This is a genomic window from Pantoea sp. ABR1s, from assembly GCF_057812235.1.
This window is the reverse complement of the sequence record NZ_CM173823.1, coordinates 2,902,750-2,917,048: the sequence shown is the minus strand read 5'-3', so window position 1 is coordinate 2,917,048 and position 14,299 is coordinate 2,902,750. Positions and strand designations below refer to the sequence as shown.

Sequence of the window (14,299 nt, the reverse complement as noted above, 5' to 3'; positions counted from 1 at the left end):
CTCACTGCTGCGCCTTCCACAGGTCAGCCAGTTCCACCACCGAACGAGCGCCGGTTTTTTCCAGAATGTTCTTTTTATGGGTGCTGACCGTTTTGTTACTGATGTGCAACTGGGCGGCGATTTGCAGATTGGACAGGCCGCTGGCCAGCAGCGCCAGAATCTGACGCTCTTTCTGGGTCAGCGGGAGTTCCGGCTCATCATCCATCACCGGAAACGCCGTCTGACCGCCCAGCACCGCCAGGATAGCGCTAAGCAGCTGCGCCATGCGCTGGCTCTTCACCACATAACCGGCGGCACCCAGCGCCTGGGCACGACGCACATAGTGGCGGGTCTGCTGAGCAGAGTAGATCAATACCGGACAGTCGGGCCGATGGATCTTCAGGCGACGCAGGAACTCCAGCCCATCGCTATCCGGCAGGCCAATATCCAGCACGATGATGTCCAGTGGCTGCTGAAGCAGGGGACGGGCGGCTTTTTCACTGCTGGCAGAGAGGAGCTGAACCGGAATAGGCGACTGGCTCAGAGCGGCTTCAAGTGCCACTTCAACCAGCGGATGATCGTCAATCAGAAGCAAAACGGCCATGAAGGATTTCCTGTAAAATTCACAGGATTAGCATAGCGGAAGAGTGGGACAGAGGGGAGAAAAACCAGGAGAGCGTCAGCTCTCCTGGCTAAACAGAATTACTGGGTGGTGCCGTCGGTTTTGGTATCTACGTCACCGCCGCCCACTTTAGTCTGAACTTTTTTATTGATGTTCGGACATTTACCATCTTTACACTGGGCGTTCTGGTCCATTTCGTTAGCAGACATATTACCATGGCTGGTGGTGCTGCCGGACGTTGCAGGATTGGTATCGTTGCCAGTGTTATTAATTTTGCTGTTATCGACATTATTTGGCGGCAGATTCTCTTTCGCTCCGCCCGCTGCTGCACCTGCACTGGCTGCCTGATTCGATGTACCGTTATTGCTGCTGCTGTCTGCAGCCAGTACCGCACCGCTGCTCAGTGTCATTGCTGCTGTCAAAAAGAGTAAGGCAAACTTTTTCATCATTATGCTCCCGTTAATAAATGAAGATGCTTTAAGCCCAGAGGTGCAATTTCGGGTAAGAAAATCCCTGACGAAATATAATTCGCCGGTTGGCTTAAACAGGGTGATTTAATTTGGTAAGCGGGACGTTCCTCAGTGCTTACCATTAAAAAGTCTAGTCGCTAACCTGATTAATGCAAATATCACCCGCACATTTAACCCGCAGCGGGAATTTACACCCCAGGCGCTTCGGGCTACATTGGGCAGGTTGTGTCCGGCGGGCGCCGGGCCAGAAATAATATGGAATCAGTATGAATTACCAGAACGATGACTTACGCATCAAAGAGATTAAAGAGCTGTTACCTCCGGTTGCGCTGCTCGAAAAATTCCCGGCGACCGATCGTGCTGCACAGACCGTTTCACAGGCCCGTCAGGCGATTCATCAGATCCTGCAGGGCAAGGACGATCGCCTGCTGGTGGTGATCGGCCCCTGCTCAATTCATGACACTGAAGCGGCAAAAGAGTATGCCGACCGCCTGCTGGCGCTGCGTGATGAGCTGAAAGGCGAGCTGGAAGTGGTGATGCGGGTCTATTTTGAAAAGCCGCGCACCACGGTGGGCTGGAAAGGGCTGATCAACGATCCCTACATGGATAACAGCTACCAGCTCAATGACGGTCTGCGTCTGGCGCGTAAACTGCTGCTGGATATTAACGACAGCGGCTTACCGGCGGCGGGCGAGTTTCTGGATATGATTACCCCGCAATATGTGGCTGACCTGATGAGCTGGGGCGCGATTGGCGCGCGCACCACGGAATCTCAGGTACACCGTGAGCTGGCGTCCGGTCTCTCCTGTCCGGTCGGCTTCAAAAACGGCACCGATGGCACCATTAAGGTGGCGATCGATGCCATTAACGCGGCGGGATCGCCGCACTGTTTCCTGTCTGTGACGAAGTATGGTCACTCCGCCATTGTGGAAACCAGCGGCAATGGTGACTGCCATATCATTCTGCGCGGCGGCAAAGAGCCGAACTACAGTGCGCAGCATGTTGCAGAGGTCAAAGAGGGCCTGGCAAAAGCGGGTCTGCCACAGCAGGTGATGATCGATTTCAGCCACGCCAACAGCAGCAAGCAGTTCCAGCGTCAGATGGTTGTGGCAGACGATGTCTCACAGCAGCTGATTAATGGTGAGCAGGCGATTGTCGGTGTGATGATCGAGAGTCATCTGGTGGAAGGCAACCAGAGTCTGGAGAGCGGCGAGCCGCTGGTCTATGGCAAAAGCGTCACCGACGCCTGTATCGGCTGGGAAGATACCGACAAGGTGCTGCGTCAGCTGGCGGCAGCGGTTAAACAGCGCCGCGGTTGATTGCTGGCGAGACTTTGTCATAAATAAAAAAAGGCCAGACTTTCGTCTGGCCTTTTTGCATTTCAGCGAGAAATTACTTCGCTTTACCCTGATTCGCAACGGCTGCGGCTTTCGCGGCAATCTCGTCCTGGTCGCCCAGGTAGTAGCGTTTCAGCGGTTTGAAGTTTTCATCGAACTCATAAACCAGCGGTACGCCGGTAGGGATGTTCAGTTCGAGGATTTCATCTTCGCTCAGGTTATCCAGATATTTCACCAGCGCACGCAGTGAGTTGCCGTGTGCGGCAATGATCACTTTCTCACCGCTTTTGATGCGCGGCAGAATGGTTTCGTTCCAGTAAGGGATAACGCGGTCAATAGTCAGCGCCAGGCTTTCGGTGGTTGGCAGCTGCTCTGGGGTCAGTTTCGCGTAACGCGGATCATGGCCCGGGAAGCGCTCATCTGAACGATCCAGCTCTGGCGGAGTAACGGCAAAGCCGCGACGCCACTGCTTAACCTGCTCATCACCATATTTGGCAGCGGTTTCCGCTTTATCCAGACCCTGCAGCGCACCGTAGTGACGCTCGTTCAGACGCCAGGTTTTCTCAACCGGCAGCCAGGCCTGATCCAGCTCATCCAGCACATTCCACAGCGTGTGAATTGCACGCTTCAGTACTGAGGTGTAAGCGAAATCGAAAACAAAGCCCTCTTTTTTCAGCAGCTGACCTGCTGATTTGGCTTCGCCACGACCTTTCTCAGAAAGGTCAACATCATACCAACCGGTAAAGCGGTTTTCGTTGTTCCACTGGCTTTCGCCGTGTCGCACCAGAACCAGCTTAGTTACAGCCATAGCTTAACTCCTTAATACTGTGATGTTTCTGTGAGATTGGAAACCTGCTGCTGCCCGCCTGACACGCGAGCTGATTGCGCCATACCATAACGGAAAAGCGGGCAGCGCGTAAGCCTGTGTGTGACGCACTGCGCGTTTTTCAGCCGGAGGCTCAGCGTGGCGTGAAGCGATAACGCGTCACGGATTCCCAGCGATCTCCCGGCTGCAGCCAGCAATCAGGCTGAGGCCATTCATCATGATTAGGCGAATCCGGTAAAAATTCGCTCTCCAGCGCAATACCCTGAAATGCAGTATAGCTCGCCTGCTCACGGGCACGGGTGCCCGCCAGGTAGTTGCCGGAGTAGAACTGCAACGCCGGTGCCGAAGTGGTCACGCTGAGCTGCAGTCTGCCATCTTCCGACCAGAGTTCTGCCGCAGGCTGAGTGTCGTCGCCTGCGCTGTTGAGCAGAAACGCATGGTCATAGCCCTTCACCGCTCGCTGGTCGTCGTCTGCCAGAAACTCCTGTGCCACGACTTTGGCCTCGCGGAAATCAAAACTGGTTCCGGCAACCTCTTTCAGCGGCGCATTCGGGATGCCTTCGCTGTCGACCGGCAGATAATGGTCGGCGTGCAGTTGTAAGCGATGCTGGCGGGCGTCGCCATGATGCGCATCAAGGTTAAAGTAGGCGTGGTTAGTCAGATTGACCGGGCAGGGCTGATCGCAGCGCGCTTCATAGCTAATGCTCAGGCAGTTCTGGTCATCCAGCTGATAGCGCAGATCGGCAATCAGATTGCCGGGATAGCCCTGATCGCCATCGGGCGAATCAATGCGGTAGTGCACCTCGCTGTCAGACTGGCTGACAATCTGCCAGCGGCGCTTATCAAAGCCTTCCGGTCCGCCATGCAGCTGATGTCCGCCCTGGTTCGGCACCAGCTGGCGGTTCAGTTTATTCAGTTTTGCCCCGGCGATGCGGTTAGCGTAGCGGCCGACCGTCGCGCCCAGATAGGCATCCTGATGGAGATAGTCAGAGGGCGTGGCGCAGCCGAGCAGCGCTTCACGCACCGTGCCATCCTGCATCGGCACGCGGGCGGAGAGCCAGGTTGCGCCCCAGTCCATAAAGGTGGCCAGCATGCCGTTGGCATTGCGCAGCACCGTTATGCGCCACGGCTGACCGTCGGGCGCATGGGAGTTGACGTCGTTCAGCATTGGCCAGCTCCTTCAGAGGCTTTGCAGACGTAGAAGGTCTCTTTGATGCCGGTTGCTGCTTCATACTGCTCCGCTACGGCGGCTTTGACCTGATCGACCAGATCCAGTGGCATCAGCGCGACGATACAACCACCAAAGCCGCCGCCGGTCATACGCACGCCGCCGCGCTCACCGATCTGCGCTTTCACGATCTCTACCAGGGTATCGATCGGTGGCACGGTGATCTCGAAGTCGTCACGCATCGAGGCGTGAGATTCGGCCATCAGCTGGCCCATACGGGTCAGGTCGCCCTGCGTCAGCGCATCGGCTGCTTCCAGGGTGCGGGCGTTCTCGGTCAGAACGTGACGCACGCGTTTTGCCACCTGCGGGTCGAGCTGCGCCTGTGCCGCTTCAAACTCGGCCAGTTCAACGTCACGCAGTGCCTTCTTATTGAAGAAACGCGCGCCCGCTTCACACTGCTCACGACGCGTGTTGTATTCGCTGCCAACCAGGGTACGACGGAAGTTGGAGTTGATGATCACCACCGCGATATCTTCCGGCATCGACACCGGACGCGTGCCCAGCGTGCGGCAGTCGAGCAGCATGGCGTGATCTTTCCGGCCCAGCGCGGAGATCAACTGGTCCATGATGCCGCAGTTACAGCCGACGAACTGGTTTTCCGCTTCCTGACCATTCACGGCAATGGCGGCGCCATCCAGCGGCAGATTATAGAGCTGCTGCACCACGGTGCCGACCGCCACTTCCAGCGACGCAGATGAGCTGAGGCCCGCGCCCTGAGGCACGTTGCCGCTGATCACCATATCGATACCGCCGAAATCGGCATGACGCTGCTGCAGATGTTTCACCACGCCGCGCACATAGTTGGCCCACATCGGTTCCTGCAGGCTGACGATCTCTTCATCCAGCGAGAATGTGTCCTGCGCATTTTCATAATCCGCAGCGACCACCCGAATCTGGCGATCGTCACGGCGGGCACAGGCAATCACCGTCTGGTAATCGATGGCGCACGGCAGCACGAAGCCGTCGTTATAGTCGGTATGCTCGCCAATCAGGTTAACGCGGCCCGGTGCCTGAATGGTATGCGTAGCGGCGTAACCGAAGGTGTCAGAGAAAAGCTGCTGCGTGATGGTTTTTAAGCTCATTGTTGTGCCTCACGGAAGTGAACGTCGCTGACAGAACGCAGACGTTCCGCCGCCTGTTCCGCCGTTAAATCGCGTTGGGTTTCGGCCAGCATTTCATAGCCAACCATAAATTTACGCACCGTTGCTGAGCGCAGCAGCGGCGGATAGAAGTGAGCATGCAACTGCCAGTGATCGTTGGCTTCGTCGTTAAACGGCGCGCCGTGCCAGCCCATGGAGTAGGGGAATGAGCACTGGAACAGGTTGTCGTAGCGGCTGGTCAGCAGCTTCAGCGCCAGCGCCAGGTCGGTACGCTGCGCCTCATTGAGGTCGGTAATTCGTTTGACGTGCGCTTTCGGCAGCAGCAGGGTTTCAAACGGCCAGGCGGCCCACCACGGCACCACCGCCAGCCAGTGATCGGTTTCCACCACGGTGCGGCTGCCATCCTGCTGTTCGCGAGCCAGATAATCGACCAGCATCGGCGAGCCATGTTTAGCGAAATAGTCGCGCTGATGATCATCTTCACGCTGCGCTTCATTCGGCAGGAAGCTGTTGGCCCAGATCTGACCATGGGGATGCGGGTTGGAGCAGCCCATCGCCGCGCCTTTGTTCTCAAACACCTGCACCCAGGGATAGTGCTGACCCAGATCGGCGGTCTCTGCCTGCCAGGTACGCACCACCTCTTCCAGCGCGTTCAGCGACATCTCCGGCAGGGTTTTGCTGTGATCGGGCGAGAAGCAGATGACCCGACTGGTGCCGCGTGCGCTTTCACAACGCATCAGGATATCGTCGCTCTCAGGCGCGTCTGGCGTGTCGGTCATCAGCGCAGCAAAGTCATTGGTAAAGACGTAGGTGCCCGCATAGTCCGGGTTTTTGTCGCCGGTGATGCGGGTGTTTCCGGCACACAGGAAGCAGTCCGGATCGTGCGCCGGTAACGTATTGACCGCCGGGGTTTCCTGCGCGCCTTGCCACGGACGTTTGGCCCGATGAGGTGAAACTAAAATCCATTGATCAATCAGTGGATTGTAACGGCGATGCGGGTGATCGACCGGGTTGAATTTTTCCATGTTAGATCCTGGTAAGCGTCAAAAGCCAAAGAGGCATCGGTAAAAAGTAGCACATCAGCGCGCCCGAAAGCGTGATCAAGTCTGGATAAATGGTATCGTTTACACAAGCTGAATATTCTTATTTCGTGGCATTGTGTGCGGATATATGGCGTGAAAGGTGATGTGGAATGGTAGCGCTTACACAAGGGTGCTTTAAAACGCCGCAGCAGCGGCGTGGGGTGACGCGTTACAAGAGCCTTAGTGCAGGGTTTCCTGCTGATAGTGATAGCCGCCGTCATGGGCGATAAAGCTCAGGCGATGTGTGATGCAGGCGGGCGCATCTTCCGCGTGATGCGAAACAAACAGCAGCTGAGTCCGTCCCTCGCCAATCAGCACATCGACAAAGCGCCGCACCAGCTGGCGGTTAATCGGGTCGAGCCCCTGTAGTGGCTCATCCAGTATCAGCAGCGTCGGATGCTTAACCAGCGCGCGGGCAATCAGCACCAGCCGCTGCTGTCCCCATGAGAGCGAGTGGAACGGCGCATCGGCCTGTCCGTTATCCATCCCCAGCAGTGCCAGCCACTGCTGTGCCAGCGCTTTTTGCCGGTCAGAAGCCGCCTGATAGAGACCAATGGAGTCGAAGAAGCCCGACAGGATCACCGTGCGCACATTGGTGCTGACGCGGTAATCGAGATGCAGGCTGCTGCTGACATAGCCAATATGCTGCTTGATATCCCAGATGGTTTCACCACTGCCGCGACGGCGGCCAAACAGGGTTAAATCATTGCTGTAGCCCTGAGGATGATCGCCGGTCACCAGGCTGAGCAGGGTCGATTTCCCTGCGCCGTTCGGGCCGGTAATCTGCCAGTGCTCGCCGGCGTTGACCTGCCAGTTCAGCCCCTGAATTACTGGCTTATCGTTATACGAGACGGTGCCGTTGCGCAGGATAACGCGCGGCGCATCATCCGCCAGCGATGGCAGCTGATCCGGTACATCCGCCTCAGGTAACGCCATTCCCATCAGTTGTTCACTGTGTGCCAGCTGCGCCACCAGCGCTTCCGTTAAAATGGCCTGGCGTGGCCCACTGTGGGTGAGGGTGCACTCCGCCAGCACGCCAACCTGCTGAATGAAATCGGGAATATCGTCAAAGCGATTGAGCACCAGCACCAGGGTAAATGTCGGTTGCTGCAGGCCGCGCAGCGTGTCGGTCAGGCTGGCGCGCGACGCCACATCCAGCCCGTCAAACGGCTCATCCAGAATCAGCAAATCTGGCTGGTTCATCAATGCCTGACAGAGCAGGGTTTTGCGGGTTTCGCCGGTAGAGAGATATTTGAAGCGGCGTGAAAGCAGCGCTTCGATGCCGAACTGCTGTGCCAGCTGCTCGCAGCGCTCGGGCTGCTGCACCTCCGCCTGAATCACCTCTGCCACGGTCAGCCCGGTATCCTCTTCACCTTCGCTGAGCATATCGGTGTTGTTGCGCTGCCACTCCTGCGCCACCAGGGTTTGTAGCTGCTCCAGCGACAGCCGGACCGGCAGTCTGAAGTCGCTGCTGACTGAACCGGCCAGCGGCGGCAGTTCTCCAGAGAGTGCGCGCGCCAGTGATGATTTGCCGCTGCCGTTGGCACCGACAAACGCCCAGCTTTCGCCGCGCTGCAGTTCCACCTGATTCAGGCTCAGTATCCGGGTATCGCTAAGACGAAACGTGCCTTGCGAAATGTGCAATGAAGCCATGTTCTGTTCCATTTTTTGCATCGTGTCACTGAGTTGTAACCATTGCCCGTAATGAAGTCAAATCAACGGCTAGAGCAGGGTGGCGACGATGGCGTGTTCCGCATTGAAACTGGCGATCACGGCGTCGCCGGGCTGCAGCCTGAGTTGCTGCAGCTGATCGTTGCTCAGGGTCGCGCACAGGGTTTCGCCGCTGGCGAGCTTCATCAGCACTTCACTCATCTGCTCGCCGGGTTCGATGGCACTGACCGTCGCTGCCAGCTGATTGTCATCCTGTGCGGCGTCACGACTGATGCGGATCCACGGCGCCTTGATCAGCACCAGCACCTCTTTACCGGCGGCCAGTTGCAGGCGATCGGCGCTGCGCTCGGTCAGCGCCACATTAAGCTGCGTGACGCCATCGGCCAGTTGAATCAGCAGATGCTGGACCACCTGCTGCGCATCGTTACTGACGACGGTGCCAAACAGCTGGTTACGGGCGCTGGTCTGCAGCGAGAAGCGGGCGATGGCCGCCAGCAGACTGTCGAGCGGTAACGTATCCTGCTGTAGCGCATCAAAGGCTTTCTGCTGGATCTGCTCCATCAGCTGGAACAGCTGAATCAGGCGTTCACCGTAGCGGGTCAGCGTGGCACCGCCGCCGCCTTTGCCGCCGGTGGCCCGCTCTACCAGCGTTTCATCCGCCATCTGGTTCATCTCATTAATCGCATCCCAGGCACTTTTGTAGCTGATGCCGGCCAGCTTCGCACCCTGACTGATCGACCCGGTCTGCTGTACGCGTTTCAGCAGCTCAATACGTCGCGGATCGGCAAACAGTTTCTGTTGTAAACGGATATGAAGGGACAGTTCGGCTTCCATGACAGCTCCGGCAAAGGGTTAAGGCGAAGGCCGATGATAGCGGCGTTTTGTGACCAAAGTAAAAGCACGAAAAGGTCTGCGCAAAATTTTGCTGACCCGTTACAATCTCTTTTTTGTTAGCAGAGTGAGACTCTCCATGCTGGAATTACTTAAAAGCCTCGCCGTTGCCATACTGATGGTGCCTGTCGTGATGGCGCTGATGCTGGGCATGATTTATGGCCTGGGTGAAGTGTTTAACGTCATCTCTAAAATTGGTCATCGCGAAAAATCCTCAGCCCGTTCGCACAATTAATTGCTGCCACGCCCGCCATCTGCGCGGGCGTGGTCGTTTTTACCTCTTCTGATTTAACCTTTTGTTGCCCCTGCCGATAATTTACTGAACCTCACTGACATTGCGCTATATTATCCGCTACACAACGAATAGCCGGAGAAAATCATGTCATTTAAACACTATCGCTGGGGCGTCGCGGCCCTGATCACCGTTTCGCTGGCCGGACAGGCTGTGGCCGCCGACAACATTACTGTGTTTGCCGCGGCTTCACTGACCAACGCGATGCAGGATATTGCCAGCCGTTACAAGCAGGAAAAGGGGGTGACGGTGGTCTCTTCGTTTGCCTCCTCTTCAACGCTGGCGCGCCAGATTGAGCAGGGTGCTCCTGCCGATCTCTTTATCTCTGCCGATCAGCAGTGGATGGATGATGCGGTGGCGAAAAAAAGTGTGATTACCAGTAGCCGCTATACCCTGCTGGGCAACGATCTGGTATTGATTGCGCCACGCAGTGCCGCCGCGAAAGCGGTGACGCTGGACCCGCAGACTGACTGGAAAACCTTGCTGCACGGTGAGCGTCTGGCAGTCGGCGATCCGGACCACGTTCCTGCGGGCATCTACGCCAAAGAGGCGCTGCAAAAGCTGGGTGCCTGGGAAGGCGTTGCGCCTTCGTTAGCGCCAGCCAATAATGTGCGGGCAGCGCTGGCGCTGGTCGAGCGTAATGAAACGCCCTATGGCATTGTCTACGGGTCCGACGCGGTCGCCAGCGACAAAGTGCAGGTCGTCGGGCATTTTCCGGCAACCAGCCATAAACCCGTAGAATATCCGATGGCGATCGTGAACGATCACGACAACGCTGCCGTTAAAGCGTTTTATGATTATCTGAAAGGGCCTCAGGCCGCGGCTATCTTTAAACATTACGGATTCACACCGACGAAATGATACTCAGCGATCCCGAATGGCAGGCGGTACTGCTTAGCCTTAAAGTCTCTGGCATAGCCGTGATAGGCAGTCTGCCGTTTGGCATCCTGATGGCCTGGATTCTGGTGCGCTGCCGTTTTCCTGGTAAAGCGCTGCTCGACAGCCTGATCCACCTGCCGCTGGTGCTGCCGCCGGTGGTGGTGGGTTATCTGCTGCTGATTAGCCTTGGGCGGCGCGGCATCATAGGCGAAAAGCTTTATGACTGGTTCGGCTTCAGCTTTGCTTTCAGCTGGCGCGGTGCCGCACTGGCCTCTGCCGTGATCGCCTTTCCGTTGATGGTGCGTGCCATCCGGCTGGCGCTGGAGGCGGTGGATAGCCGGCTGGAGCAGGCGGCGCGCACGCTGGGCGCCGGACGCTGGCGGGTCTTTTTCACCATTACGCTCCCGCTGACGTTGCCAGGCGTGATCGTTGGAACGGTGCTGGCGTTTGCCCGATCGCTGGGCGAGTTCGGCGCCACCATCACCTTTGTTTCCAATATTCCCGGCGAGACGCGCACGCTGCCGCTGGCGATGTTTACCCTGATAGAGACACCGGGTGCGGAAGGGGCGGCGGCACGGCTCTGCGTCATCGCGATCGTGCTGGCGCTGGCGTCACTGCTGGCGTCGGAATGGCTGGCACGTGCAGGCCGTAAGCGGATGGGAAACTGATGCTATCACTCAACATTATGCAGCAGCAGGGCGATCACGTGCTGGAGGTCGACCTGCAGATCCCGGCCAAAGGGATCACCGCTATTTTCGGCGTGTCAGGCGCCGGAAAAACCTCCCTGATCAACGCGATCAGCGGGCTGACTCAGCCGCAGAGAGGACGGATCCAGCTGCACGATCGTCTGCTGTTTGATGCGGAGCAGAAGATTGCGCTGCCGCCGGAAAAACGGCGTATCGGTTATGTGTTCCAGGATGCGCGGCTGTTCCCGCACTATCGGGTCCGTGGCAACCTGCAATATGGTATGGCACCTAAGATGAAAGCGCAGTTCGACAGTCTGGTCTCTCTGCTGGGTCTGGAGGCGCTGCTGCCGCGCTTTCCGCTGTCGCTGTCGGGCGGGGAAAAGCAGCGGGTCGCGATTGGCCGTGCGCTGCTGACCGCACCGGATATGCTGCTGCTGGATGAGCCGCTGGCGTCTCTGGATCTGCCACGCAAACGTGAACTGATGCCCTATCTGCAAAAGCTGGCGAAGCAGGTTGAGATTCCGATGCTCTACGTTTCGCACAGTCTGGAGGAGATCCTGCAGCTGGCTGATAACGTGCTGGTGCTGGATGCGGGCAAGGTCAAAGCCTTTGGTCCGCTGGAGCGGGTCTGGAGCAGCAGCGCGATGCGGCCCTGGCTGCCGGTGAGTGAACTGACCAACGTGCTGCGGGTGCAGGTGCTGGAACAGCATCCCGACTATCCGATGACCGCGCTGTCGCTGGGCGATCAGCACATCTGGGTCAGCCGGGTGAATCAGCCGGTTAAAACCCCGCTGCGTATTCGCATTGCCTCGGCCGATGTCTCGCTGGCGCTGCAACCGCCGCAACACAGCTCGATCCGCAACATTTTACCGGCTCAGGTGGTGGAATTGCTGGAGGTCGGGGACCAGGTTGAGGTGAAACTGCGCATCGGCATCAGCGAACTCTGGGCGCGCATTACGCCGTGGGCGCGGGATGAGCTGGGCATCCGGCCGGATCAGTGGCTTTATGCCCAGATCAAAAGCGTCTCGGTGACGCCCTGATTACAACACGTACTGATAGAGGGTATCGGCAATACCGGTTTCAAGGTTGGTGCCGATCACCATTTTCGCCCGCGCTTTGATCGCCTCATCGGCATTGCCCATCGCCACGCCCAGTCCGGCCGTTTCCAGCATGCTGAGATCGTTATAGTTATCACCGAACGCGATCACATCGGACATACTCAGCCCCAGTGATTCAACCCACTGCGCCAGTCGTTTGCCTTTGCTGTTGCCGCCTTTGGCGATATCCACCTGATCGTGCCACGACCATTCGCAGGCCAGTCCCAGTTCCGCTTCCACCCTGGTGGCGAACTGCTGCAGTTCCGGGATGTTGTTGTGCGACAGGGCAAACTTCCAGATCGAACCGGCGTCGCGTGCCGCCTGGGCCAGGTCGGGCACCTGGCGGAACAGTGGACGCTGGTGGGCGGGCAGCGATTCGGCCCACTTCAGGGTGCGCATCACGTGGCCGGTCGGGGTCTGATAGAGCATCGCATCATCCACGTAGAGCAACCCGTGAATCTGCTGCTGATTCAGCATCTCAATCACCTGCAACGCCAGCTGCGGGTCGAGGGGATCGGACGCCAGCACCTTTTTCGCCTGGTAATCATACAAATAGGTGCCATTACAGCAGATTGCGGGTGTATCCAGCTGTAACGCCTGATAAAAAGGGTGGATAGCGCAGTGATGGCGTCCGGTCACGATAGCGACATGAACGCCCGCCTGGCGTGCCTGATTTAGCGCTTCGATTGACTGCGGCAGAATCGTTTTGGCTGGGGTCAGCAGCGTGCCGTCGAGGTCGAGGGCAATTACACGGTAGTTCATTAATCCTCTCGTTTTTCCTGGTTTGCAGGTGCTGAAGTCTACACCTCACCACGGCCTGGAGACAAAAAACAGGGCACAAATGATCCCAGCGCAGGGCAATAAAACAGGCTACAGTGATTCACAGATCATGATCAGGCAGCAAAAAAGGAGAATGCATGAAACAAGTTGTCTACACCGCCAGTCCCGAGAGCCAGCAGATCCACGTCTGGCAGATGAATGATGAGGGCGGGCTGACGTTGCTTCAGGTGACCGATGTCGCCGGCCAGGTTCAGCCGATGGTGGTGAGTCCGAACCGCGATTTTCTCTATGTCGGTGTGCGTCCCAATTTCCGCGTGCTGGCGTTTCGCATTGCCGCCGATGGCACGCTGACCGAAGCGGGTCAGGCGCCGTTGCCCGGCAGTCCGACTCACATTTCCACCGATCGCCAGGGCAGGTTCCTGTTCTGCGGCTCCTACAATGATGCCTGCGTCAGCGTCAGCCCGATTGGCGATGACGGCATTCCGCAGGCCCCGCTGCAGGTGATCAGCGGACTGGATGGCTGTCACTCGGCCAACATCGATAATGACAACAAGACGCTCTACGTGCCGGCTCTGAAGCAGGACCGTATCTGTCTGTTTAAGCTGGGCGAAGACGGTCAGCTGACGCCGCGTAAACAGGCTCAGGTCACGACAGTAGAAGGCGCTGGCCCGCGTCATATGCAGTTCCATCCGGGCGGCCAGTACGCTTACTGCGTGAACGAGCTCGACAGCACGGTTGAGGTGTGGGCATTAAATACGGGCGAAGGCGAAGCAGAAAGCGTGCAGACGCTGGATATGATGCCGCCTGATTTCAGCGGTACGCGCTGGGCAGCCGATATTCATCTGACGCCGGATGGCCGTTTCCTCTATGCCTGCGATCGCACCAGCAGCACGCTGGCGGTCTTCAGCGTCAGCGACCTGGGCGATGAGCTGACCCTGGAAGGGTTCCAGCCGACGGAAACGCAGCCGCGCGGATTTAATATCGATCACAGCGGACGCTATCTGGTGGCGGCGGGACAGAAATCTCATCACATCGAAGTTTATGCGATTACCGAACCGAAAGGGCTGTTAAAGCCGCTGGGACGTTATGCGGTGGGGCAGGGCCCGATGTGGGTTGTGATTCATCAGTTACAGGCGTAACCCGCTACGAGAAACGCCTCTCCTGTCAGGGAGAGGTATGAGATAGTTGACGAAGTCTGCCACAGCCCAGCTGTGAGATCGAGCAGACACAGGGAACGGCGTCAGATCGAAAAGACGCAAAAACCGCCATCCATGGCACGCTCTGCCCCCGCCATCCATGGCGTGGGACGCTTTCCTCTTCTGACGCCGTTCCCTGCGTTTTGAGCTAATACGTTGCTGC

The 14,299-nt window shown here is 57.7% G+C and carries 15 protein-coding genes; 6 read left to right on the top strand and 9 right to left on the bottom strand.

The window, feature by feature from the left end; translation table 11 throughout:
- Nucleotide 1: 1 nt before the first annotated feature.
- Entirely contained in the window at nt 2-583 is a 582-nt protein-coding gene (locus tag ACXKZD_RS13730) for a response regulator transcription factor (RefSeq protein ID WP_033756983.1), read from the bottom strand.
- A gap of 98 nt (nt 584-681) precedes the next feature.
- On the bottom strand, nt 682-1,050 hold the full coding sequence (locus tag ACXKZD_RS13725; protein ID WP_022626030.1) for a YbgS-like family protein: 369 nt from the start codon (nt 1,048-1,050) through the stop codon (nt 682-684).
- Between the two features lie 287 nt (nt 1,051-1,337).
- On the opposite strand from ACXKZD_RS13725, the gene aroG reads away from it, so the two are divergent.
- On the top strand, nt 1,338-2,390 hold the full coding sequence (gene aroG / locus ACXKZD_RS13720) for a 3-deoxy-7-phosphoheptulonate synthase AroG (RefSeq protein ID WP_010669658.1): 1,053 nt from the start codon (nt 1,338-1,340) through the stop codon (nt 2,388-2,390).
- A 73-nt stretch (nt 2,391-2,463) separates the two neighbouring features.
- Here aroG and gpmA read toward each other — a convergent pair whose 3' ends face one another.
- The 6 genes from gpmA to modE form a co-directional block, all read right to left on the bottom strand.
- Nucleotides 2,464-3,216, bottom strand: coding sequence for a 2,3-diphosphoglycerate-dependent phosphoglycerate mutase (gene gpmA / locus ACXKZD_RS13715; protein WP_033756988.1), 753 nt, complete (start codon nt 3,214-3,216; stop codon nt 2,464-2,466).
- Between the two features lie 151 nt (nt 3,217-3,367).
- Nucleotides 3,368-4,402 (bottom strand): galactose-1-epimerase, encoded by a 1,035-nt coding sequence (gene galM, locus ACXKZD_RS13710; RefSeq protein WP_163640605.1) that lies wholly within the window; start codon nt 4,400-4,402, stop codon nt 3,368-3,370.
- Nucleotides 4,396-5,544: a galactokinase gene (gene galK / locus ACXKZD_RS13705; protein ID WP_010669660.1), complete on the bottom strand. Its 1,149-nt coding sequence runs from the start codon at nt 5,542-5,544 to the stop codon at nt 4,396-4,398. The genes galM and galK overlap by 7 nt, the downstream gene beginning before the upstream one ends.
- Nucleotides 5,541-6,587: a galactose-1-phosphate uridylyltransferase gene (gene galT / locus ACXKZD_RS13700; protein WP_089414463.1), complete on the bottom strand. Its 1,047-nt coding sequence runs from the start codon at nt 6,585-6,587 to the stop codon at nt 5,541-5,543. The genes galK and galT overlap by 4 nt, the downstream gene beginning before the upstream one ends.
- A gap of 237 nt (nt 6,588-6,824) precedes the next feature.
- Nucleotides 6,825-8,297, bottom strand: coding sequence for a molybdate ABC transporter ATP-binding protein ModF (modF, locus tag ACXKZD_RS13695; RefSeq protein ID WP_488981682.1), 1,473 nt, complete (start codon nt 8,295-8,297; stop codon nt 6,825-6,827).
- A gap of 69 nt (nt 8,298-8,366) precedes the next feature.
- Nucleotides 8,367-9,149, bottom strand: a complete 783-nt coding sequence (gene modE / locus ACXKZD_RS13690) for a molybdenum-dependent transcriptional regulator (protein WP_245116813.1) — start codon at nt 9,147-9,149, stop codon at nt 8,367-8,369.
- A gap of 136 nt (nt 9,150-9,285) precedes the next feature.
- On the opposite strand from modE, the gene ACXKZD_RS13685 reads away from it, so the two are divergent.
- From ACXKZD_RS13685 to modC, 4 genes are all read left to right on the top strand, one after another.
- On the top strand, nt 9,286-9,441 hold the full coding sequence (locus ACXKZD_RS13685) for an AcrZ family multidrug efflux pump-associated protein (RefSeq protein ID WP_010260183.1): 156 nt from the start codon (nt 9,286-9,288) through the stop codon (nt 9,439-9,441).
- A gap of 144 nt (nt 9,442-9,585) precedes the next feature.
- The gene (modA, locus tag ACXKZD_RS13680; RefSeq protein ID WP_031293050.1) at nt 9,586-10,359 is read left to right on the top strand and encodes a molybdate ABC transporter substrate-binding protein; all 774 of its coding nucleotides are present in this window, start codon (nt 9,586-9,588) and stop codon (nt 10,357-10,359) included.
- Nucleotides 10,356-11,045, top strand: coding sequence for a molybdate ABC transporter permease subunit (gene modB, locus ACXKZD_RS13675; protein ID WP_010260189.1), 690 nt, complete (start codon nt 10,356-10,358; stop codon nt 11,043-11,045). Before modA ends, modB begins: the two co-directional genes overlap by 4 nt.
- Complete coding sequence (gene modC, locus ACXKZD_RS13670; protein ID WP_488981681.1) at nt 11,045-12,103, top strand: molybdenum ABC transporter ATP-binding protein ModC; 1,059 nt, start codon at nt 11,045-11,047, stop codon at nt 12,101-12,103. Before modB ends, modC begins: the two co-directional genes overlap by 1 nt.
- Here modC and ACXKZD_RS13665 read toward each other — a convergent pair whose 3' ends face one another.
- Nucleotides 12,104-12,922 (bottom strand): pyridoxal phosphatase, encoded by an 819-nt coding sequence (locus tag ACXKZD_RS13665; RefSeq protein WP_010260198.1) that lies wholly within the window; start codon nt 12,920-12,922, stop codon nt 12,104-12,106.
- A gap of 155 nt (nt 12,923-13,077) precedes the next feature.
- Here ACXKZD_RS13665 and pgl point away from each other — a divergent pair, with 155 nt between their 5' ends.
- The gene (pgl, locus tag ACXKZD_RS13660) at nt 13,078-14,079 is read left to right on the top strand and encodes a 6-phosphogluconolactonase (RefSeq protein WP_022626021.1); all 1,002 of its coding nucleotides are present in this window, start codon (nt 13,078-13,080) and stop codon (nt 14,077-14,079) included.
- Nucleotides 14,080-14,299 lie beyond the last annotated feature (220 nt).